Source organism: Nocardia arseniciresistens (genome assembly GCF_046764875.1).
In the GTDB taxonomy this organism is placed as follows: Bacteria; Actinomycetota; Actinomycetes; order Mycobacteriales; family Mycobacteriaceae; genus Nocardia; species Nocardia arseniciresistens.
The window spans coordinates 535,623-555,931 of the sequence record NZ_JBKORD010000002.1; the positions used below are offsets into that span (position 1 = coordinate 535,623).

The following is a 20,309-nucleotide window of genomic DNA, read 5'->3' on the forward strand; positions in this document are numbered from 1 at the left end:
AATCAGACAGACCAGAAAACAGTTGCATGCCGTTCACCTGCAGATCACGTGACTTACCTCATATTCACGCAAGCTCACACCCATTGATTTCCAGCACTTCGTACTGTCAGTATCAGAACACGTACCGGCGGTACACACAGCATCTGCGACAGCTCATCGATCGAGGCGCGAACATGACCGAACAGCCCGACATCATCGAAACCACTCGACGACCGGACCGAGAATCGACCGTGTCCGCCGCGGGTACCGAGCTGGCGGTCTTCGAATGGGGCGATCGCGGCGCAGAACCGTTGGTGCTCGTGCACGGCGTCACCGACACACACCAGGTCTGGGCCGAGGTCGCGACACTGCTTGCCGACGGCTTCCGCGTGATCACCTACGACCTGCGCGGCCACGGCAGGTCGGCGAACTCGGCCGCGATGCGCGACTATCGACTCGAGCGCCTCGCCGCGGACTTCTATGCCGTGGTCGACGCGGTCAGCCCGCGCAGGCCGGTGCACGTGTGCGGCCACGGCTGGGGTGCGGTGCAGGCATGGGAGGCGGTGTGCGACCCACGCGCGAACAACAGGGTCGCGTCGTTCACCGCGATCTCCGGACCCAATCTCGACCATGTGGGAATGCTGTTGCGCGACATCGCCTCTCCGTCACGCCAGCTGCACAGATTGGCCGCCGACCCCAGTTGGTTGTTGCGCGGCGCCGGATCGGCGCCCGCCGCCGCGCAACGGATCGCCTACCCGCCCCGGGTCAGGTCCTGGCTCATCGAGCGGCTCGGCGGCGTCCCGCGCGCGTACGCGCCGATCGCCGCCACCTGGCGGGCCGATCTGGTCGCCGGTTCCCGCATCGTGCGGGCCAACTTGCTGCATCATCTGCTGCGACCGAGGCAACGACAGACCGCGGTGCCGGTCCAGATGGTGGTCGATACCACCGACGTGTTCGTCCCCCCGTTCCTCTACGACAGCAGCGCACCGTGGGTGGATCGCCTGTGGCGCTGCGCGATTCCCGCCGACCACTGGCTGCCGGTGACCGAGCCCCTGCTCGTCGCGGAGGCCATCGCCAACTTCGTCGAAGACCTGCACGCGGCCGACGCCACGATCCATCGTCGATAAGTCACGCAGGCGCTCGGGTCAGCCGGTCGCCGGCGGTGCGGCCGGGGCGCGACCAGCGGACTGCGGCCTCGATGCGACAATGGATCGGTCAGCCCGCCCAGTTCACGAAGGATAAGTCCGCATTCCGATGGCCGAAAATACCGCGTCGACAGCGCCCGATACCCAGGCCATCGACCCGGCCGACCTAGCGATCTGCCTGCGTGTGCTCGACCAGGCGGGGCAATTGGACAAAGACGATCCCCATTCCATCGCCGTGCAGCGTGCCGTCGGGCACATGTTCAAGAAGCTCAAGCTGCGTCGTCGCAACGAGGCCCGAGACGCGGTGGCATCCGCGGATCGCGAGGTAGTCGCGGCGACGGCGACCGGGTCGCCGAATCGGATCGATGACGAGACCGCGGGTATCCCGCTGAGCTCGAACGCCGCGGGAGCCAGCGCGGGCACCCTGCTGCGACCGCGCCCCTGCTACATGTGCAAGCAGCGCTACACGCGCGTGGACGCCTTCTATCACCAACTCTGCCCGGAATGCGCCACCAACAGCCATGCGAAGCGCGACGCCCGCACCGATCTCACCGGCCGCCGCGCCCTGCTGACCGGCGGACGCGCCAAGATCGGCATGTACATCGCGCTGCGACTGCTGCGTGACGGCGCGCACACCACCATCACCACGCGCTTCCCCAACGACGCCATCCGCCGCTTCGCCGCGATGGACGACAGCGCCGACTGGCTGCATCGGCTCCGTATCGTCGGCATCGACCTGCGTGACCCCGCCCAGGTGGTCGCACTCGCCGACGACGTCGCCGCGCACGGCCCGCTCGATATTCTCATCAACAATGCCGCGCAGACGGTGCGCCGCTCCCCCGGCTCCTACAGCGCGCTCGTCGACGCCGAGTCCGGGCCGCTGCCAGCGGGCGCGCTGCCTGATGTGATGAGTTTCGGCAAGACGATGCAGGCGCACCCGACCGCGCTGACCGCATCGCTGACCCCGACGCTGTCCTCGGCCGACATCGCCGAGCTTGCGCTTGTCGCGGGATCGGCCACACCGGAACGCATTTCGCGCGGCATCGCGATCGACGCGGGCGGCCTGGTTCCCGACCTCGCCCACACCAACAGCTGGGTGCAGACCGTCGCCGAGGTAGACCCGACCGAACTGCTCGAGGTGCAGCTGTGCAACTCGGTCGCACCGTTCATTCTCGTGTCCCGACTGCGCCCGACCATGGCCGCTGCGCATGCGAGGCGCAAATACGTCGTCAATGTTTCCGCCATGGAGGGCCAGTTCTCCCGCGCATACAAGGGGCCGGGCCATCCGCACACCAATATGGCCAAGGCCGCGCTGAACATGCTGACCCGCACCAGCGCCAAAGAAATGCTCGAGGAAGATTCGATCCTGATGACCGCCGTCGACACCGGCTGGATCACCGACGAGCGCCCGCACTACACCAAGGTCCGCCTGGCCGAAGAGGGCTTCCATGCGCCACTGGACCTGGTCGACGGCGCCGCACGGGTATACGACCCGATCGTCCAGGGCGAGAACGGCACCGACCTGTACGGCTGTTTCCTCAAGGACTACGAACCGTCCCCGTGGTGAATCGACGCGCATAGATCTCGGCACGGCGCAGCCGGCTGATCGGCGCTACACGCGCGGTAGGACGATCCCGGCCGCACCACACCCGTGGACGGCTACGCTGAAAAAGTGCTGTACCGGCTGCTTGCCGACGTTACCGCCGCCGTGCACTTCGCGTTCGTCGCCTACGTGGTGGTCGGTGGATTTCTCGCGTGGCGTTGGCCGCGCACCATCTGGCTGCACGTGATCGCGTTCGGATGGGGTTTCAGCACGGTCCTGCTCGGGTTCGATTGTCCGCTGACCTATTTGGAGAACTGGGCGCGGCACCGGGCAGGTGTGGCGGGGCTGCCTTCGAGCGGGTTCATCGACCACTATCTGACCGGGGTGATCTACCCGCAAAGCGCACTCGGGTTGGTGCGAATGCTGGTCGCGGTGTGTGTCGTGATGTCATGGGCCGGGTTCTTGTGGTTGTCGCGGCAACGGACCGGTTCCCGAGTTCACACGCCCGAGTAGCCACGCGGATCTCACGCTACGGAATGGTGCCGTGCCAGGCTGCGGGTGATGAAATCGGCTACCTCGGAAACCTTCTCGTCCAAGTAGAAATGGCCGCCGGGGAATAGCGCACGTTCGAAACTGCCCATGGTGTGGTCGCGCCACTGGTCGGCCTGCTCCGGGACCATCGTGGGATCCTCGGTGCTCACCAATGCGGCGATATCCCCGGCGAGCGGGTCGCCCTGGCAATAGTGGTAGGTCTCCACTGCCTGGTAGTCGCTGCGGACGGCGGGCAACACCAGCTCGGCGAGGCTCGGTTCGTCGCGCAGTATCCGCACCGAGGCCGGGTCGGTCGCCAAACGCTCCAGATCACCGATCAGCTCGTCGTCCGATGCCAAATGCAGGCGACCGGGCTCCACAAAAGTCGGTGCGGGGCGGCCGGACACGAACAATGTCGTCACCGACTGTCCGGCACGCTCCAGCTTGCAGGCGGTTTCGAACGCCACCGTCGCGCCCATGCTGTGGCCGAACAGCGCCAGTCGCTCGATCGGCCCCTGGCGCAGGATTTCCTCGGCAATCCGACCCGTGAGGGTGTCCATATCCGAGATCGCGGGTTCGCCGAGCCGATCCTGTCGGCCCGGATACTGCACGGCGGCAACGCCGATCCCTGCACCGAGTTTCGTGGCGAGCGCCCGATACGCGGTAGCCGACCCGCCGCCGGGCGGCATGCACACCAGCTGGTGCCGCGCGGGGGCGTCGGCCCGCAGCACTCGCAACCAGTCCGTGGCCGCGATGGTTCGCCGCACGTCGATCTCCTTACTCTCTCGGAACTACCGGCAAAGCAGAATTCCTTTGTAGCAAGTCGCACGCAGGTTTGGGCCGATGCGTCAGAACCTTGGTCTACGGTTGGCGAGTGCCGCACGAGTCGGCGCGCTCTGCCGCGTGCCACGACGGTAGGTATCCTTCGCGGAACGAAAAGGAGAACGGGGCGATGCTGTCCGGGCGGGGTGTGGATGCGGGGCGCCCGATGAGTAGTGATGCGATCTGGAATCGGCGAGAGCCGTCGGTGCTACTTGTCGAGGATGACGACGCGGACGCCCTCCTGGTGGAGGAACTGGTCGCCGACGGCGCGCCTGGACTCCGGTTGACTCGAGCGCGCTCTATTGCGCAGGCGCTGCGACAGCTGGCCGCCGAGCTACCCGATTGTGTGCTGCTCGACTTGAATTTGCCCGACGCCCATGGGCTCGAAGCACTTGCCAGGCTGCACGATTACACCGACCAGGTCGCCGTGGTGGTCCTGACCGGATTGGACCAGGAGCAGACCGGGCTCGCCGCGGTCGCGGCGGGTGCGCAGGACTATCTGGTCAAGGGGCGGGTCGAGCCGGAATTGTTCGGTCGCGCAATGCGATACGCCGTGCAACGTAAACAGGCCGCGCGAGCCGCCGCGGAATTGCGGGTCGGCCAGGTGCGCGCGCAGGAGAACGCCAGACTCGAACGTGGACTGCTCCCGACCCCGCTGCTGCGCGGTGAGCGCGTCATCGACATCGTGTCCCGCTACCGGCCCGGCCGCGTCAAGGCCCTGCTCGGCGGCGACTTCTACGATGTGGTGCAAGGCGTGGACGGCACCGTGCACGCCCTGATCGGCGATGTGTCGGGCCACGGCCCCGATGAGGCCGCGATCGGGGTGGCACTTCGACTAGCGTGGCGGACTTTGGTTCTGAGCGAAATCACCGGCACCAGGCAGCTGCGACTGCTGGAAGAAGTGCTGCTCGCCGAGCGGACCGGCCGACGGACATTCGCGACCGTGACCAGTCTGATCATGCAGCCGAGTCAACGGCTGGTGCGGGTGATGCGGGCCGGGCATCCAGGCATGCTCATGCGCGAGGGCGGCATCGTGGAATGGGTGGAGGTACCGGGCGGCCCGGCGTTGGGATTCGTACCGGGACAAGCCGATTGGCCCGTCCACGAGCTGACGCTCCCGCGCGGAGCGGGGCTGCTGCTGTTCACCGACGGCCTGTTCGAGGGCCACTCGGGGTCCGGTGACGAGCGTCTCGGGGAAGACGGGCTGCTGGAGTTGGCCCGAACCGTCACCGCCGTCGAGCCGGAGGCTTTCGTCGACGAGATGATCGAGCGTGCGGAGACTCTGGCCGCCGATCGTGGTGGGCTTGCCGATGATGTGGCTGTGCTGTACCTGCGGTGGCACAACGGAAGCCTGGGCGAGCGCCCCAGATGACGCCCCCACCACACACGACGCCGCTTGCCGGTCGGCTGACGGTCCAGGCCTGGTTTCAACTCGTGCTCGGACTGATGGCCCTTCTGGTCGTCATCGGAGCCATTGTCGGAGCCCAGCTGATCGCGCAGACCAACCGTGTCGCCGATCAGCTGCTCGACGAGATTCAGCCCGCCGCCGCCGAGACCTACCTCTTGCAAAGCGCACTGGTCAACCAAGAGACCGGTATCCGGGGCTACGTCATTACCGCGGACCGGCAGTTTCTCGAGCCGTACCTGGCGGGCAAGCAGGAAGAGGCACGCACGGCAGCCCGGATCCGCGGACTGCTCGCCGACCACGAGGCACTGATCGACGACTTGGAGGTGGTAGAACGCGCCGCCGAGGCATGGCGCACCAGCTACGCCGAACCCGTGATCGCCGCCATCACACCCGGCACTCGCCGAGCCGTCGATCCGACCGTCGCGGCACGCGGAAAGCAGCAGTTCGACGAGTTGCGTACTCACTTCGCCGCCCAGAACACCGCCATCGCGACAGTGGTCGACCACGACAGCGCCGAGCTCAGCCGACTGCGGACCATCCGCGATGTCACACTCGGCGCCATGGTCGTCGCCTTCCTGCTGACCGGTGTCGCGCTGACCTTCCTGGTCCGGCGGCTCGTCGCGCACCCGCTCGATTATCTGGAAGCCGAATCCCTTCGCGTCGCAGGAGGCGATTTCGACCACCGGATCACCGCATACGGTCCGGCGGACCTGGCAACGGTGGCCGAAGCGGTGGAGGCGATGCGCCGTCGCATCGTCGCCGAACTGGCGTCTTCCCGCGTCAAGGAGACGCTGCTCGAAAATCAAGCGGCCGATCTGGACGCACAAACCCTCGAGCTGCGCCGGTCCAACACCGAACTCGAACAGTTCGCCTATGTCGCCTCCCACGATCTACAGGAGCCGCTGCGCAAGATCACCTCGTTCTGCCAGCTCTTGGAGAAACGCTACGGCGATCAACTCGATGAGCGCGCAACGCAATACATCGCCTACGCCGTTGACGGCGCCAAGCGAATGCAAGTGCTCATCAACGACTTGCTGACCTTCTCGCGCGTCGGGCGTGTCAACGACAGCACCGTCGCGACCAGCCTCGACCACACCCTGGACAAGGCCCTTGCCAACCTCTCCGCCGCGGCCGAGGACGCGGGCCTGCGGATCCATCGCCCGGCGCAGCTGCCCGAGATCGTCGGCGACCCGATGCTGCTGACCATGCTGTGGCAGAACCTCATCGCCAACGCGATCAAATTCCGCCGACCCGGCCGGCCACCCATCATCCAGATCGAGTGCGAGCCCGAGGAAGGAGATAGGCCAGGCTGGCGAATATCGTTGACCGACAATGGCATCGGCATCCCCGCCGAATTCGCCGAGAAGGTGTTCGTGATCTTCCAGCGGCTGCACAGTCGTGAGGAATACAGCGGAACCGGCATCGGACTCGCGCTGTGCAAGAAGATTGTGGAGTACCACGGCGGCCGGATCTGGATCGACTCCGATCACACTGCGGGCACCCGCTTCCGCTTCACCCTCTTCGATGCCGTGCCACCGCTCGAAACATCAGACAAGGAGCCATCCACGTGACCACTCTCGGCCAGCCCATCGACATCCTGCTTGTGGAGGACGATCCCGGCGACGTACTGATGACCCGGGAAGCCTTCGAGGACAACAAGATCGGCAACACCCTGTACGTCACGCGCGACGGCCAGGAAGCTCTCGAGTTCCTTTATCGGCAAGGCGCCCACCGGAGCGCGCCGCGCCCGGACCTGATCCTGCTCGACCTCAACCTGCCCAAGTACGACGGCCGCCAGGTCCTGGAAAGGATCAAATCCGATCCAGACCTCGCCCATATCCCCGTAGTGGTGCTCACAACCTCCGCCGCCGAGGAGGACGTCCTGCGCAGCTACAAGCTGCACGCCAATGCCTACGTCACCAAACCGGTCGACCTCGAACAGTTCATGGCGGCGATCAAGCAGATCGACGACTTTTTCGTTCAGGTCGTCCGGCTGCCCAGCCACCACTGACTCGGCGCGGCAGGCCGATCGAGCAGAGGCCGGGCGGTTCAGCCTGCGGCCAGCGCACCGTCCAAGGTGTCGAAAAGCACGAGAAGCTTGTCGAGGCCGGTCACCTCGATGGGGCGACGCACCTGATCCGATACCACCACCCGCAGCCCATCCTGTCGCGCGGATTCGGAGGCCATGAGCAACACGCTCAGCCCGGCCGATCCGAGAAACCCGACGCTCGACAAGTCGAGGACCAGCAGCACGGGATTGCCCCGCAGCGCGTCTTCGATCGCGGTCTGCAGCCGCGGCGCGGAAGCGACATCTACTTCACCGCTGACGGTGATCACCGTTGCCGAGCCGACCGACCGCGCGTTCACCTCGATCGCCCACGGCTTGCCTTCAGCACTCATCGCGTCGCTACCTTCGCAACCACTTCACTGCCCTCCGCTGCGTTTCGAACCTCAGCCGCGACGCATCGCGGCACAGAGGGTGGACCTTCGCGGTCAACCTACCCGATTCCGGCGACGATGATAGGTCGGCACGCGCCGATACGCCAGTGACCACGGCAGGTTATTCTTGCCGCTCGGGTGGGCTGTTCGTATCGACGAGGCGGTAGGTATGACGGAATGGACGACAGAGCAGTCGAGTGAATCGACGACGATCGAGATTCGGGTGCCCGCACAGCTCGAACAGCTGGTGATGTTGCGTGCGCTCGCCGAAACCGTTGCCCTCATAGCGGATTTCGGGCTCGATGAGGTCACCGACATTCGGCTGGCGCTCGACGAGATCGCTACCGAGCTGATACTCGGCGCCGTTGCCGACACGACCATCGACTGCCGGTTCACCTACCGCGAGTCCGCGATGCTCGTGCAGGTTTCCTCTGTCGCTGTGGCCGATGTCGTTCCGGGCCAGGACAGCTTCGGCTGGCACATCGTGCGGACGCTGACCGACACCGTCAACGCCGCGCAGGCCCCGCTCGATACGGCGAGCGGCGGGTATCCGACGGTCGTCGACTTCCGATGGGTGCGAGGCGGCAGCGATGGCCGATGAGCAGGCCTCGTCGCCGAAACCGAGACCGCGCAGAGCACGTCCCGGTGGAGACCCCTACGACAATATCGAGCCGCTGCTCGCCGAGTTCGGCGCGCTCGACGCCGACGATCCGCACCGTGAGGTGCTGCGCCAGCGGGTAATCGAGCGCTGCCTGCCATTGGCCGAGAACATCGCACGTAAATTCAGTGGCCGCGGCGAGAACTTCGACGACCTGCACCAGATCGCCAGGGTGGGCATGGTGCAGGCGGTCGACCGCTTCGACCCGTCCTTGGGTACCTCGTTCCTGTCGTTCGCGGTGCCGACGATCATGGGCGAAGTGCGGCGGCATTTTCGCGATCGCACCTGGGCGCTGCGAGTTCCTCGACGGCTCAAGGAGATTCAACAGACGATCGGCCCGGCCACCGAGGAATTGGCGCAGCGGCTCGGCCGGATGCCGAAGGCAAGGGAGATCGCCGAGGAAATCGGCGCGGAGCTGACCGAGGTCACCCAGGCCCTCATCGCGCGCAACGCTTACCAGACCGCCCCCATCGACCCGACGCCGAGCAGCGGCGACGACGGCTCTCCGGTCTCGGTGTTGGACACCCTCGGCGCCGACGAGCCCAGCTACCGCACCATCGAGGACTACTTGGCGGTCAAACCACTCATCGCCGCGCTGCCCGAGCAGCAACGTCAGGTCCTGATCATGCGGTTCTTCCAATCCATGTCACAGGCCCAGATCGCCGAACAGCTCGGCTGCTCGCAGATGAATGTCTCCCGCATCCTCTCCAAAACCCTCAACACGTTGCGCGAGCAAGCGTTGCGCGACTGACGGCTCGGTCCCACCGGAGCCGTTGAGGGCCAACGAGACCGCGTCCGTCCGCTGTGACAGTATGAGCACTCGTGAATCTCGACGCTGCTGCCTCCAGGGTGTTCGATCCGGTGAACGCGCACGAACGGCTGGTCCACGACTACGACGCCGGGATCGGTGTCACTGGCTCGAGCATCGCCCCGTCGTTTGTTCCTGGTAGGTACCTTGCTGCCAAGCTGCCGGTCGCGGCGTTGGCGGCGGGATCGGTCGCGGCACTGAACACCGCGGCGAATCGAATCCGGGTCGCACACGGCCTACACCCGGTGTCCTATCGGCTCGACCCTGACCGCATCGCCGCCGCCTTCTCCAGCGACCGCCTGCTGCGCGTCGATGGACAATCGCCGGCGATGTTCGCTGATCTGTCGGGCTTCTTCCCCACCTTCGACGGCTGGGTCCGCACCCACGCCAACTATCCGCACCACCGCGCCCGGCTGCTTGCCGCCCTCGGCCTGCCCGAGGACGTCCCTGTCGATCTGGTCGTCGCGCAGATGGCGATGAGCCGTGCCGGCGATATCGAGGAGCACGCCGCGGAGGCGGGCGCGATCGCGGTGCGGGTGCGCACCGAAGAGGAATGGGCCGAAAGCCCGCAGGGGCGGGCAGCGGCGGCGGGACCACTGGTCGCCATCGAATCAAGGCACGATCGTGGCGAGTCCGGCTTGCCCATCGGCGCAACGCCTTTGCAGCCACTGCGTGGCGTTCGCGTACTCGATCTGACGCGCGTGATCGCCGGTCCGGTCGCGACCCGCGCGCTGGCGCTACTCGGCGCGGAGGTGTTGCGCATCGATCCGCCGGGGCTTCCGGAGATCCCGTGGCAGTTCGCCGACACCTGCCAGGGCAAATACTCCACGCTGCTCGACGTGCGCACCCAACTGCCGGTGCTCGACAACCTGTTGGCCTCTGCCGACGTGCTGATCACCGGCTACCGCCCCGGTGCGCTCGAGTACGCGGGGGTCAGCGCCGCCGCCCGCCCCGGCCTCGTGCACGGGCGTGTCAGCGCGTGGGGCGAATCCGGGCCGTGGGGCGAGCGCCGCGGTTTCGACAGCATCGTGCAGGCCGCGTCCGGCATTTCGATCCTGGAGGGCGCGCCCGCCCTTCCCGGCACGTTACCCGCCCAGGCCCTCGACCATGCCTCCGGCTACTTGCTCGCCGCCGGTGTCATCGATGCGCTCCTCGCAAGGGCGTCCGACGGTATCGGCCGCGACGTCCGAGTTGCCCTCGCGCGCACCGGTTCCTGGCTGCTGTCCGCACCGAACCGCACGCCGAGCCATCCGCAGGCCGCCGCACCGAACCCCGCCGCGACCGTAATGCACGCGGATGTGGTCACCGCGGCTCCCGCACTGCCCGAGTATCCCGACTACGCCTGGCCCGCTCCCGGGTACGGCACAGATGCACCAGCTTGGCCCATCCGCACGCACTGACCCGACCGGCGGTCAGGTGCGCAGATCCTGGGCGAGGATCGCGATCGCTTCGGTGAGCCGTGCACCGTCGGGCAGGTTCTTGCCCCTGGTGATCATCCACAGCACGCCGAGCCCCTGGGTGAGCATGAAATACAGCTCGGCTACCGCCCGCGCCTGGTCCTCATCCAGTACGGGATGCGCCTCCCGAAGGGACCGTGTGATGTCGCTGTACGCACCGGTGAGGCTGTCGGTCATGAATTCCTGCGACTCCGGTGAGCGAGCCACCCGCAATAGGTTCTCCAGGCTCGCCAGCATCCCTTCGCGGTTGTTCTCGAATACCTCCGACATGCCGTCCCACATCTGGGCGAACGCCTCCAGCAGCGGCGTGCCGCTGGTGTCGCGGATCAGCGCCTCCATACTGTCGCCGATGCCGGTGCCGAGCGCCGCCGTCAGCGCCTCGGTGATCAGCCGTTCCTTGGAGCCGAAGTGATAGCCGATCGCGGCCAGGCTCACCCCCGCCGCCGTGGCGATGTCCCGCGCGGTGGTCTTCGCGACACCACGTTCCAAGATGGCCTTGCGCGCTCCCGCCAGCAGATCTTCTCGGTTTCCCATGCCGCCACCGTACAACGTATTAGACATTTGTACTAGACACACGTGCCAACAACGTGTTAGACATACGTCTTATACGAATGTCTTTCGAGGGGAATCATCATGAGCACCACCAACACACTCCACGTACTTGTCAGCGGCGGCGGCATCGCAGGCAACGCGGTGGCGTTGCAGTTACTGCGGGCGGGCATTCGCACCACGGTCGTGGAGCGGGCGGCCGAGCCGCGGCCCGGCGGCCAGGCGGTCGACCTGCGTGGACCCAGCCGCGAGGTAGCCGAGCGGATGGGCCTGATGCCGGGCATCCGCAGGTACCAGCTCGACGAGCGCGGCATGGCCTATGTCGATAGCAACGGCCAGGAATTCGCCAGGATGCCGTCCGAAATGTTCGACGGCAAGGGCCCGATCGCCGAAATCGAGATCACCCGAGGCGATCTGAACGAAGTGTTACTGACCGAGCTCGCCACCGTGGGAGGCGACCTCGACTACCGCTACGGGGAATGGATCGAGGGCCTGGATCAGAACGACACAGGTGTCGAGGTCACCTTCGCCTCGGGCGGCACCGACCGCTTCGACCTCGTGATCGGCGCCGACGGAGTGCACTCGGCGACCCGCCGACTGGCATTCGGCCCAGAAGAGCAGTTCGCGACCTACCTCGGCGGCTACATGTCCTTCTTCACCATGCCGACGCCCACCGGATCCGAGCCCGGCTGGTTCAAGATGCACTCCGTCCCACGCGCCGCGGTCGGAATCCGGCCCGACGCCGAGCCCGCCACCTCGAAGGCGATCATCACGCTGCGCACCGACGCCGACCCGGCGCTGCGTCGCGATGTCGGCGCGCAGCAGCGGCTCATCCGGGACATGCTCGCCGAGGCGGGCTGGGTGGCCCCGGCCGTGTTGTCCGCGATGGCGACGACGCCGGACTTCTATTTCGACGAGCTGGCGCGCGTCGACATGCCGACCCTCGCGGCAGGACGGGTCACACTACTGGGTGACGCGGGCTTCTGCGGCTCCCCGATGACTGGCATGGGTACCGCGATGGCCATCGTCGGCGCCTATGTGCTCGCGGGCGAAATCGCATCGACCCCAGACGATCTCACCGCTGCGCTGACCCGCTACGAAGCCATCGTCACGCCGTTCCTCGCCAAGGCCAAGGAGCTGCCGGGCGGCGGCATCAAGATGATGCTGCCCACCTCGCGCCTCGGCAGCAAGATGGCCCGCGCCGGCGTCAAGCTGATGACCTCACGATTGTTCAAGCCGGTGATGATGCGGATGATGACCGACACCGACGACTACGAGCTGCCGACGTACTGAACCTCGGGCCGGACAGACCGAGACCGCTCGCTACGCTCGCAGTGTGCGGCAACAGATAATCATGGACGTCGATACCGGGATCGATGATTCCCTCGCGCTGCTCTATCTGCTCGCCTCCCCGGAGGCCGACATCATCGGCATCGCCGCCACCGCGGGCAACGTTCCCGCCTCCCAGGTGGCGGCGAACAACCTCGCATGGCTGGATGTGTGCGCAGCGCCCGACATCGAAGTCGCGCTCGGCGCAGCCGAACCACTGGCGATCGCACTGCGCACCACCGAGGACACGCATGGACCGCAGGGCGTCGGCTACGCGGAGCTACCGCAATCCGGTCGCCGTGTTTCCGGCCGTTCGGCGGCTCAGATGTGGGTCGAGCTGGTCCGCGAGCGCCCCGGGCAGGTCGTCGGCCTGTGCACCGGTCCACTGACCAACTTGGCGCTCGCCCTGCGGCTCGAGCCAGAACTGCCCCGGCTGTTGCGGCGACTGGTGATCATGGGCGGTGCGTTCAACCATCCCGGCAATACGACCCCGACCAACGAATGGAACGTGCACGTCGATCCGGAGGCGGCCAAGGAGGTTTTCGACGCCTTCTCCGCCGCGCCACCGGACCGTCGACCGATCGTGTGCGCGCTCGACATCACCGAGACCATCGAGATGTATCCCGAACATCTCGCGCGGCTGGCCGAACGGGCGGGCAGCCTGCCGGTCGAGATCGTTTCGGAGACCGATTCGGTGGCGGCTCGGTCCGCGGCGAACAACCCCATCGTGCGGTACCTGACCGACGCGGTGCGCTTCTATTTCGACTTCCACCGCCACTACGACCAGGGCTACCTGGCACACATGCACGACCCGTTCGCGGCGGCGGTCGCCATCGACCCCGCGCTGGCCCGCACCCGCCCCGCGACCGTCGATGTCGAATTGGCAGGCACCATGACCAGAGCGACCACAGTGGCCGACTGGGCAGGGATGTGGGGCCGGGAACCCAACGCCGACATCGTAATCGGCACCGATCCGGCGGCCTTCTTCGAGCAAATGATCACCAGGGTCGGCGATTACGCCAGAGCCGTCTACCCGCCAACGACACTCGAGGACGCGTGATGATCGGCGACCACGACGACCATTCCTATCTCGCCGACTTCCGCGCCCGGCTCGCCCTACCCGGAATCATCGACGTGCACACGCATTTCATGCCGGACCAGGTGATGCGCAAGGTGTGGGCGTACTTCGATTCCGCGGGTCCGCTGACCGGCAAAGCCTGGCCGATCGCCTACCGCGACGACGAACAAGTCCGACTGAAGACGTTGCGCGGCTTCGGCGTTCGCGCGTTCACCGCGCTGGTGTACCCACACAAGCCCGATATGGCGGCCTGGCTCAACGAATGGACCGCCGACTTCGCCGAACGCACACCGGACTGCCTGCACACCGCGACGTTCTACCCCGAACCCCACGCCGCGAGCTACGTCGAGGCGGCCATCGAGCGCGGCGCGCGAGTGTTCAAGGTGCATGTTCAGGTCGGCGGCTTCCATCCCGGCGATGCACTGCTCGATCCGGTCTGGGGGTTGATCGAGGACGCCCGGATCCCCGTCGTGATCCATTGCGGTTCCGGTCCGGCGCCGGGGCAATACACCGGCCCGGAACCAATTGCGGCACTGCTGCAACGCTTCCCACAACTGCGACTGATCATCGCTCACATGGGCACTCCGGAATACTCCGAATTCCTGGATCTGGTCAAGGATTACCCTGGAGTCCACCTCGACACCACGATGGTGTGGACCGATTTCAGCGAGGCCGACGCGCCCTTCCCCGCAAACGAGCACGGCAGGCTGCACGACTTCGGTGACCGCATACTTTTCGGCAGCGACTTCCCGAATATCCCTTACTCCTATGGTCATTCGATCTACGCGCTGGAGCGTCTCGATCTCGGCGACACCTGGTTGAAACAGGTCTGCTATCGAAATGCCGCCCGGCTCTTCACGATCACATGACCGTCGCGGTCCTCAGCAGGCGGCGACGGTGAACCTGGTCCTGGAGTGCGCGGGTCGCTCGGCTTCATCGAGCAGGGCGACGGCGAAATCCTCCATGGAGATCGTCGAATTGCCGTCGGCGCCTGCGAGCAGTTCGTCGGCGCCCAGCTGGTAGGTGCCGGTCCGCTCCCCCGGCACCAGCTCGGCGGGTGGGCTCACGTAGGTCCAGTCCACGCCGGGATAGGAACGGCAGATCGCCAGCTGGTCCGCGCACGCCCGCGCGATCGGCCGTAGTTCGGGAGGAAATTCCGGGATCTCGTGCAGCGTCGCGCCGTCGGCGCCTGGCACGGTCAGAGTGGACGCGCCCCCGACGACAAGCAGTCGCGCGCCGGTCACCGCCGATCCGGCCAGCAGCACCGCCGTGAGCTCGGGCAGTTCGTGCTCACGGCCCGGCGCAGGCCGGGTCGCGGTGATCACCACATCCGTTTCGGCGGTGAGCCTCACGACGTCGGCCGGTTCCGAAGCATCGCCGGTGCGCAGCTGCGCACCACCAGGCACCGCGGCCGCGCGCGCCCGATCGCGGACCACCGCGACGACCTCGTGACCGCGTCGTAGCGCCTCGGCGACCACTCTGCTGCCCACCTCGCCCGCCGCTCCGAACACTGTGATGCGCATGATTCCTGCCTCCTCCGGGCCACCGCCCGCTGCAATTGCTTAGCGCTAAGAAATATAGCTTAGCGGTGAGATATTCGCTAGACTGCGCCAGTGACCGATCATGTCGAACAGGTGCTCGTGCAGTGGCAGGCGCAGCGGCCCGACCTGGACGTCTCTCCGATGGCCGTCTTCGGAAGACTCACAAGACTGTCCCAACTCGTCAGCGCCGAACTGCGCAAAACGTTTGCCGCACATGGCCTCGACGCCGCCTCGTTCGATGTGCTCGCCACCCTTCGCCGCAACGATCCACCGCATTGCCTGACCCCCACCGAGCTCATGCGCTCGGCCATGGTCACCTCGGGCGCCATCACCCAACGCCTCGACCGCCTGGAGGAACGCGGCCTGATCAGCCGCGCTCGCAGCGAACACGACGGCCGCGGCATCCTGGTGACGCTCACCGAATCCGGTCGCGAACTGATCGACGCGGCGCTGCCCGACCACGTCGCGACCGAGCGACGGTTGCTGGCACCCCTTTCCGGCGCGCAGCGCGACATACTCACCGAAACCCTGCGTACGCTGCTCGAATCCTTGGGCGATACAGCGTGATTCGACCATGGACACCGTCGACCGGACCCAGGCGGCCGAACGTGCCATCGACCACGCGGCCGGGCGCTGCGCGGGGTTTGGTTCACTCAGAGCCATGAGCGATCTCTTCGTCAAGATCTGCGGCTTGCGCACCGAGCAAGACGTGGATACCGCCGTCGCCGCTGGAGCCGACGCGATCGGCTTCGTCTTCGCGGCAAGTCCGCGCCGAATAGACGCCGCGACCGCCCGCCGTTTGACCCAACGCGTGCCGGCGCAAGTCCTGACCGTCGGGGTCTTCCGCGGTCAGTCCGCCGACGAGGTCCAGCGGTTGACACGCGAGAGCGGCATCCGCGCGGTCCAACTGCATGGCGACGAGGGCCCCGAGTATTACGACGCGCTGCGCGCTCAGGGCCGCACGCTGATCCGCGCCACCGCCGCCACGGAGGTCCCCACCCGATGCGGAGAGTTGGGTGAGGACCTACTACTCCTCGACGCCCCGGATCCAGGCTCCGGGAAACCGTGGAACTGGGCATCACCGAAGTTCACGGCGCCCGCCGGCCGCTGGCTCCTCGCGGGCGGCCTGCACCCCGGCAACGTCCGTCGGGCCGCCGAAGCGACCAGCGCATGGGGCGTCGACGTCTCCAGCGGAGTCGAGAGCGAGCGCGGCGTGAAGTCCCAGGACTTGATTCGCGCCTTCCTCGAGGCAGCACACGAATAACCGCGGTCGACGCCGCTGCAGGCGAGCGCTACCGCTCACGCCTCCTCGGATGCTGCTGTGACCGAACGCCATTCGCGACTCACCGCCGATCGAATCGCCACGCGAGCGACTCGCCGTAAGGGGCCTTTCGCCCCTTGTCTGCAGTCCGCGCTTCTGCGAAAGTGGGGGCCGGTCGGGCACGAAGCGGAAGAAGGCGAACTCGACGGTGATGTCGCTGCTGTGGATTATCTTGCCTTACAGCGCATTTCTCTCGTTCGGCGTAGGCCACCTATGGCGATTCCGGCGCGACCGATTCCACTCCTACATCGCGCACCAGGATATGGATCGCGCGCAACTCCTGGGCTCGACGGCGTTTCCCGCCGGTTTCGCGATCGTGGTCGCCGCCCGAATCACCGACATGATCACCTCGGGAGCACACAACCGCCCCGATGGCGCCATCTATTTCGCCATCCTCATCGTCGAGGTCATCGCAGGAGTCGTGGCGACGATCGGCGCGGTGTTGCTGTTCGTCCCCGACTTGATCGCAAGCCCGGCACAGCACGCGACCACCTCGCTGGATCGCATCACGCTCCCGGTCTTGGTCGCGGCCCTGCTCTCCGGCGTGATGATCAGGTTCGACCCGAACTCCTCCGACAACGGATACCGAACCGCTGAGTCGCTCTTCGCCTGGTCCCGATCATTGTTCACGTTCCATCCCCGGCCCGAAGCCATGTACGACGCTCCCTCGATCTACCAGGCCCGCGGGCTGATCCTGATGCTACTCATCGCAATCTGGCCCTACACCCGTCTCGCGGGCCTCTTCGCGGGCCCGATCATCCGCCTCGGCATGAGAATCCGCCTCGAACTCCGACGCCCCTTCCGCACGCGAACAGCGCAGGACCACTGATCTTTCCGTGCGCAGCAGCGCACGACCACTGAGCAGGTCAGCACCCGCCAGCGGCGGACCTCACCGGGGTGCGGGAGCCGACCTATAAGCCGTGGCGGCGATCGCCCATCACCAGTTCCGAGACACGCGTTTCCGATTCGGCCGAGAACGGGTCCTGCCGCGCCCTGAAGGCGGCGACCGCCTGACCGGTCTCCTCGGCAATCAGGTCGGCATTGATCTGGGCCGCCGCGCCCGCGCCCGCCGCCGCGGCGGCACCGACTTGGGCAACAAGGTCGGTGACGTTGCCCGCGAGCCACACCCCGGGCACTTCGACGCGGCCGGTCGGGTCGGCCGGGATGTATTCACCGGCTCCCGACGGATGTTGCGCGGGCTGAAGTCCGAGCGACGCGAGCACAGCCCCCCGCGCCACCATCCGCGATTGAACCGCCACCGCTGCCCTGAGGACCACCGTGCCGTCACTCAGCCGCAGTCCCACCAGCCGGTCCTCGACGACCTCGAGGGCTGCGACTTCACCGTCCACCACCCTGATGCCGCGCGCCGCCAGTTGCTCGGCCTCCGCGCCGGTCGGCGAGGGCATGGTGTGGGAGAAGAACGTGACATCGGTGCTCCACTGACGAAACAGCAACGCCTGGTGCACCGACATCGGCCCAGTGGCCAGCACGCCGATGGGTTGGTCGCGAACCTCCCATCCGTGGCAGTACGGGCAATGGATCACATCCCGGCCCCACCGCTCCCGAAGTCCACCCACGTCGGGAAGCTCATCGACCAACCCCGTGGTCACCAGCAACCGACGAGCACGCACGGACCTGCCGTCGCTCAGCGCGACAGTGAACCCATCAGCCTCCCGAACCGCCGCGACAACCTCCCCCGTGACCACCTGACCGCCGTAGCCGCGAACCTCGGTCCGACCACGCTCGAGCAATTCGCCCGGCGGAGTTCCCTCACGCGCCAGCAGTCCGTGCACGCCTGCGGCAGGTGCGTTGCGCGGTGCCCCCGCATCGATCGCCACCACCGATCGCCGTGCCCGAGCCAGCATCAGCGCTCCGCTCAATCCCGCAGCGCCACCGCCGACCACCACCACGTCGTAGTCGTCCCTCAGTTGATCGGTCACCATGACCACCTCCTCTCGAACCACCCTGCGAGACCACACGCCAATCCGGCAAATTATTTTGCCGATATGGCAAGCTGTTGGGTATGGACGACGACCTCGACCACACGCTCGACGCAGTCGGACCCCGGCTACGCGCGCTACGTCGCCAACGCGAAACCACGCTGGCCGACCTGTCGGCAGCAACCGGAATCTCGGTAAGCACCCTGTCCAGGCTGGAGTCCGGCACCCGACGACCAACCCTCGAACTGCTACTTCCCCTGGCCAGAGCACACGGCGTCACTCTCGACGAACTAGTCGACGCACCACCCACCGGCGACCCTCGCATCCACCTGCGCCCCGTCAACCGCCACGGCATGACAATGCTCCCCCTGACGCGCCGCGCAGGCGGCATCCAGGCATACAAGCTCGTAATCCCCGCGCACAGCGGCCGCAGCGAACCCGACCCGAAGACCCACGAGGGCTACGAATGGCTCTACGTCCTCAATGGGCGGCTGCGCCTAGTCCTCGGCGAACACGATGTGGTGCTCACCCCCGGCGAAGCGGCCGAGTTCGACACCCGCGTACCGCACTGGTTCGGCGCCGCCGACTCCGAACCAGTCGAGTTCCTAAGCCTTTTCGGCAAGCAAGGCGAACGCGCGCACCTTCGCGCCAGCCCGAAGGCAACAGACTAGTTCCTGCGCAATCAGGCACGCGGACGGTCGATTCCCCTGCGGTCACACCGGCAGTGAAGACATCCCCCGCCACCAGAAGTGAAGATCCGTGCGCGATGAACTCTGTGGCCTGGATGCCCCGCTGTTGAACGGAGGCCTTCCTCCACGGCGTTGAACGAGTGTGGTGCCGATGGCATCACACACGTTGGTATTGCCCATGGACTCGCCGTACTCGGTCGTCGGAACGCCAAGAACGGTGCCAGTCTCAGCGTGGCCCGCGGCGACGGCCAGGGACTGCACCCAGTCGCTGGCGAAGACGGCAATCGTCGGTTGATCGGCAAGCGGACCACACCTCCCGGTCCGCTATCCGGATTCTCGGCGGGGTGGATTGGGTTGTGGTGCAAGGTATTCGTTCGGATGATGGTAATGGTTGATCCGAGGTCTTTGCCGGGAGTCGGTGGTTTTTGGTGGGATCCATTGCGTGCGTCCGGGTGTCGAATGGCCTGCCGGTGCCGGGGTGGTGGCCCACTGCATTTCCCCGCTACCGACGAGGCGGTGGTGGGGTTCGCAGGCGAAGGTGAGTTGATCAGCATCGGTGGAACCGCCGTGGGCCCATTCCTGACGGTGGTGGGTTTGGCATAGGTATCCGGGTTTCGAGCAGCCGGGGTGGGTGCAGCCGATATCGCGGGCATGCAAGATGATGCGTTGGTCAGCGGTCGCGATGCGTTTGGTTCGCCCCAGATACAGCGGTCTTCCGTTACTTTCGTCGAAGACAGCGAGGTAGTGGTAGGCGTGGGCGGCCATCCGGATCAGGTCATGCATCGGTAGCAGGCTGCCACCACCGGTGACTACCGGTGGCCCGGAAACGAAAACTTCACTCGGACCGTGCGCGGGATCGGTGTGTCCGACAGCGTTTTCGAGGTCTTGCAGTGTGGTGGTCACTACTACTGAGACGGGAAGTCCTCGGTGTTGGCCGAGGTTTCCGGAGGCGAGTATCGCCCGCGCTATGGTTTTCAGGGCGTCGTGTTGGCGTTGGCTGCTGCTGCGGTCGTCACGGTCGACGGCCTCGGGATCGGGTTCGCCCTCACTTTGTGCGGGTGTGGTGTCTTCG

General features: G+C 66.4%; 22 protein-coding genes. 16 read left to right on the forward strand and 6 right to left on the reverse strand.

From position 1 onward, the window contains the following. Nucleotides 1–173 precede the first annotated feature (173 nt). From ACLMAJ_RS06040 to ACLMAJ_RS06050, 3 genes are all read left to right on the forward strand, one after another. Entirely contained in the window at nt 174–1,106 is a 933-nt protein-coding gene (locus ACLMAJ_RS06040) for an alpha/beta fold hydrolase (RefSeq protein WP_412012472.1), read from the forward strand. Between the two features lie 127 nt (nt 1,107–1,233). Next, a complete protein-coding gene (locus tag ACLMAJ_RS06045; RefSeq protein ID WP_412012473.1) occupies nt 1,234–2,691 on the forward strand; it encodes an SDR family NAD(P)-dependent oxidoreductase in 1,458 nt (485 codons plus the stop codon). Nucleotides 2,692–2,796: 105 nt separating this feature from the next. After that, entirely contained in the window at nt 2,797–3,180 is a 384-nt protein-coding gene (locus tag ACLMAJ_RS06050; protein WP_412012474.1) for a DUF2784 domain-containing protein, read from the forward strand. An 11-nt stretch (nt 3,181–3,191) separates the two neighbouring features. Here the strand turns inward: ACLMAJ_RS06050 and ACLMAJ_RS06055 are convergent, their stop codons facing one another. Further along, complete coding sequence (locus ACLMAJ_RS06055) at nt 3,192–3,965, reverse strand: thioesterase II family protein (protein ID WP_412012475.1); 774 nt, start codon at nt 3,963–3,965, stop codon at nt 3,192–3,194. 221 nt (nt 3,966–4,186) lie between these two features. Here ACLMAJ_RS06055 and ACLMAJ_RS06060 point away from each other — a divergent pair, with 221 nt between their 5' ends. The 3 genes from ACLMAJ_RS06060 to ACLMAJ_RS06070 are packed head-to-tail and all read left to right on the forward strand — an operon-like array spanning nt 4,187 to nt 7,439. Then, nucleotides 4,187–5,392 carry a PP2C family protein-serine/threonine phosphatase gene (locus ACLMAJ_RS06060; protein WP_412012476.1) on the forward strand — a complete coding sequence of 402 codons (1,206 nt, stop codon included), beginning with the start codon at nt 4,187–4,189 and terminating at the stop codon, nt 5,390–5,392. Next, nucleotides 5,389–6,999: a sensor histidine kinase gene (locus ACLMAJ_RS06065; RefSeq protein WP_412012477.1), complete on the forward strand. Its 1,611-nt coding sequence runs from the start codon at nt 5,389–5,391 to the stop codon at nt 6,997–6,999. Before ACLMAJ_RS06060 ends, ACLMAJ_RS06065 begins: the two co-directional genes overlap by 4 nt. Next, nucleotides 6,996–7,439 carry a response regulator gene (locus ACLMAJ_RS06070; RefSeq protein ID WP_412012478.1) on the forward strand — a complete coding sequence of 148 codons (444 nt, stop codon included), beginning with the start codon at nt 6,996–6,998 and terminating at the stop codon, nt 7,437–7,439. Before ACLMAJ_RS06065 ends, ACLMAJ_RS06070 begins: the two co-directional genes overlap by 4 nt. Before the next feature lie 38 nt (nt 7,440–7,477). Here ACLMAJ_RS06070 and ACLMAJ_RS06075 read toward each other — a convergent pair whose 3' ends face one another. Further along, the gene (locus tag ACLMAJ_RS06075; protein WP_412012479.1) at nt 7,478–7,828 is read right to left on the reverse strand and encodes an STAS domain-containing protein; all 351 of its coding nucleotides are present in this window, start codon (nt 7,826–7,828) and stop codon (nt 7,478–7,480) included. A 208-nt stretch (nt 7,829–8,036) separates the two neighbouring features. Between ACLMAJ_RS06075 and ACLMAJ_RS06080 the strand changes: the two genes are divergently transcribed. The 3 genes from ACLMAJ_RS06080 (at nt 8,037) to ACLMAJ_RS06090 (ending at nt 10,733) form a co-directional block, all read left to right on the forward strand. Further along, the gene (locus ACLMAJ_RS06080) at nt 8,037–8,468 is read left to right on the forward strand and encodes an ATP-binding protein (RefSeq protein ID WP_412012480.1); all 432 of its coding nucleotides are present in this window, start codon (nt 8,037–8,039) and stop codon (nt 8,466–8,468) included. Then, a complete protein-coding gene (locus ACLMAJ_RS06085; RefSeq protein WP_412012481.1) occupies nt 8,458–9,276 on the forward strand; it encodes an RNA polymerase sigma factor SigF in 819 nt (272 codons plus the stop codon). Before ACLMAJ_RS06080 ends, ACLMAJ_RS06085 begins: the two co-directional genes overlap by 11 nt. A 110-nt stretch (nt 9,277–9,386) precedes the next feature. After that, nucleotides 9,387–10,733: a CoA transferase gene (locus ACLMAJ_RS06090; protein WP_412012525.1), complete on the forward strand. Its 1,347-nt coding sequence runs from the start codon at nt 9,387–9,389 to the stop codon at nt 10,731–10,733. A gap of 12 nt (nt 10,734–10,745) precedes the next feature. Here the strand turns inward: ACLMAJ_RS06090 and ACLMAJ_RS06095 are convergent, their stop codons facing one another. Beyond that, nucleotides 10,746–11,324, reverse strand: a complete 579-nt coding sequence (locus ACLMAJ_RS06095) for a TetR/AcrR family transcriptional regulator (RefSeq protein ID WP_412012482.1) — start codon at nt 11,322–11,324, stop codon at nt 10,746–10,748. Between the two features lie 99 nt (nt 11,325–11,423). Between ACLMAJ_RS06095 and ACLMAJ_RS06100 the strand changes: the two genes are divergently transcribed. From ACLMAJ_RS06100 to ACLMAJ_RS06110, 3 genes are all read left to right on the forward strand, one after another. After that, nucleotides 11,424–12,632 carry an FAD-dependent monooxygenase gene (locus tag ACLMAJ_RS06100; RefSeq protein WP_412012483.1) on the forward strand — a complete coding sequence of 403 codons (1,209 nt, stop codon included), beginning with the start codon at nt 11,424–11,426 and terminating at the stop codon, nt 12,630–12,632. A gap of 61 nt (nt 12,633–12,693) precedes the next feature. After that, a complete protein-coding gene (locus ACLMAJ_RS06105) occupies nt 12,694–13,728 on the forward strand; it encodes a nucleoside hydrolase (RefSeq protein ID WP_412012526.1) in 1,035 nt (344 codons plus the stop codon). Next, a complete protein-coding gene (locus ACLMAJ_RS06110) occupies nt 13,728–14,615 on the forward strand; it encodes an amidohydrolase family protein (protein ID WP_412012484.1) in 888 nt (295 codons plus the stop codon). Before ACLMAJ_RS06105 ends, ACLMAJ_RS06110 begins: the two co-directional genes overlap by 1 nt. A gap of 12 nt (nt 14,616–14,627) precedes the next feature. On the opposite strand, the gene ACLMAJ_RS06115 is transcribed toward ACLMAJ_RS06110, so the two are convergent. After that, entirely contained in the window at nt 14,628–15,269 is a 642-nt protein-coding gene (locus ACLMAJ_RS06115; RefSeq protein ID WP_412012485.1) for an NAD(P)-dependent oxidoreductase, read from the reverse strand. Between the two features lie 90 nt (nt 15,270–15,359). On the opposite strand from ACLMAJ_RS06115, the gene ACLMAJ_RS06120 reads away from it, so the two are divergent. From ACLMAJ_RS06120 to ACLMAJ_RS06130, 3 genes are all read left to right on the forward strand, one after another. Beyond that, entirely contained in the window at nt 15,360–15,854 is a 495-nt protein-coding gene (locus tag ACLMAJ_RS06120; RefSeq protein WP_412012486.1) for a MarR family winged helix-turn-helix transcriptional regulator, read from the forward strand. 94 nt (nt 15,855–15,948) lie between these two features. Next, nucleotides 15,949–16,551, forward strand: coding sequence for a phosphoribosylanthranilate isomerase (locus ACLMAJ_RS06125; protein WP_412012487.1), 603 nt, complete (start codon nt 15,949–15,951; stop codon nt 16,549–16,551). 208 nt (nt 16,552–16,759) lie between these two features. After that, a complete protein-coding gene (locus ACLMAJ_RS06130; protein ID WP_412012527.1) occupies nt 16,760–17,437 on the forward strand; it encodes a respiratory nitrate reductase subunit gamma in 678 nt (225 codons plus the stop codon). Between the two features lie 82 nt (nt 17,438–17,519). Here the strand turns inward: ACLMAJ_RS06130 and ACLMAJ_RS06135 are convergent, their stop codons facing one another. Beyond that, a complete protein-coding gene (locus tag ACLMAJ_RS06135) occupies nt 17,520–18,551 on the reverse strand; it encodes an NAD(P)/FAD-dependent oxidoreductase (protein ID WP_412012488.1) in 1,032 nt (343 codons plus the stop codon). Between the two features lie 80 nt (nt 18,552–18,631). Here ACLMAJ_RS06135 and ACLMAJ_RS06140 point away from each other — a divergent pair, with 80 nt between their 5' ends. After that, on the forward strand, nt 18,632–19,219 hold the full coding sequence (locus ACLMAJ_RS06140) for a helix-turn-helix domain-containing protein (RefSeq protein ID WP_412012489.1): 588 nt from the start codon (nt 18,632–18,634) through the stop codon (nt 19,217–19,219). 342 nt (nt 19,220–19,561) lie between these two features. Here the strand turns inward: ACLMAJ_RS06140 and ACLMAJ_RS06145 are convergent. Then, a partial coding sequence (locus ACLMAJ_RS06145) for an HNH endonuclease signature motif containing protein (protein ID WP_412012490.1) occupies nt 19,562–20,309 on the reverse strand: 748 nt, incomplete at its 5' end.

What these genes read in the sequence shown, in the direction of transcription:
- ACLMAJ_RS06040 (WP_412012472.1), top strand. Translation starts at nt 174, where the DNA reads ATGACCGAACAGCCCGACATCATCGAAACCACTCGACGACCGGACCGA.
- ACLMAJ_RS06045 (WP_412012473.1), top strand. Translation starts at nt 1,234, where the DNA reads ATGGCCGAAAATACCGCGTCGACAGCGCCCGATACCCAGGCCATCGAC.
- ACLMAJ_RS06060 (WP_412012476.1), top strand. Translation starts at nt 4,187, where the DNA reads ATGAGTAGTGATGCGATCTGGAATCGGCGAGAGCCGTCGGTGCTACTT.
- ACLMAJ_RS06065 (WP_412012477.1), top strand. Translation starts at nt 5,389, where the DNA reads ATGACGCCCCCACCACACACGACGCCGCTTGCCGGTCGGCTGACGGTC.
- ACLMAJ_RS06075 (WP_412012479.1), bottom strand. Translation starts at nt 7,828, where the DNA reads ATGAGTGCTGAAGGCAAGCCGTGGGCGATCGAGGTGAACGCGCGGTCG.
- ACLMAJ_RS06080 (WP_412012480.1), top strand. Translation starts at nt 8,037, where the DNA reads ATGACGGAATGGACGACAGAGCAGTCGAGTGAATCGACGACGATCGAG.
- ACLMAJ_RS06085 (WP_412012481.1), top strand. Translation starts at nt 8,458, where the DNA reads ATGGCCGATGAGCAGGCCTCGTCGCCGAAACCGAGACCGCGCAGAGCA.
- ACLMAJ_RS06095 (WP_412012482.1), bottom strand. Translation starts at nt 11,324, where the DNA reads ATGGGAAACCGAGAAGATCTGCTGGCGGGAGCGCGCAAGGCCATCTTG.
- ACLMAJ_RS06100 (WP_412012483.1), top strand. Translation starts at nt 11,424, where the DNA reads ATGAGCACCACCAACACACTCCACGTACTTGTCAGCGGCGGCGGCATC.
- ACLMAJ_RS06105 (WP_412012526.1), top strand. Translation starts at nt 12,694, where the DNA reads ATGGACGTCGATACCGGGATCGATGATTCCCTCGCGCTGCTCTATCTG.
- ACLMAJ_RS06110 (WP_412012484.1), top strand. Translation starts at nt 13,728, where the DNA reads ATGATCGGCGACCACGACGACCATTCCTATCTCGCCGACTTCCGCGCC.
- ACLMAJ_RS06115 (WP_412012485.1), bottom strand. Translation starts at nt 15,269, where the DNA reads ATGCGCATCACAGTGTTCGGAGCGGCGGGCGAGGTGGGCAGCAGAGTG.
- ACLMAJ_RS06125 (WP_412012487.1), top strand. Translation starts at nt 15,949, where the DNA reads ATGAGCGATCTCTTCGTCAAGATCTGCGGCTTGCGCACCGAGCAAGAC.
- ACLMAJ_RS06130 (WP_412012527.1), top strand. Translation starts at nt 16,760, where the DNA reads ATGTCGCTGCTGTGGATTATCTTGCCTTACAGCGCATTTCTCTCGTTC.
- ACLMAJ_RS06135 (WP_412012488.1), bottom strand. Translation starts at nt 18,551, where the DNA reads ATGGTGACCGATCAACTGAGGGACGACTACGACGTGGTGGTGGTCGGC.
- ACLMAJ_RS06140 (WP_412012489.1), top strand. Translation starts at nt 18,632, where the DNA reads ATGGACGACGACCTCGACCACACGCTCGACGCAGTCGGACCCCGGCTA.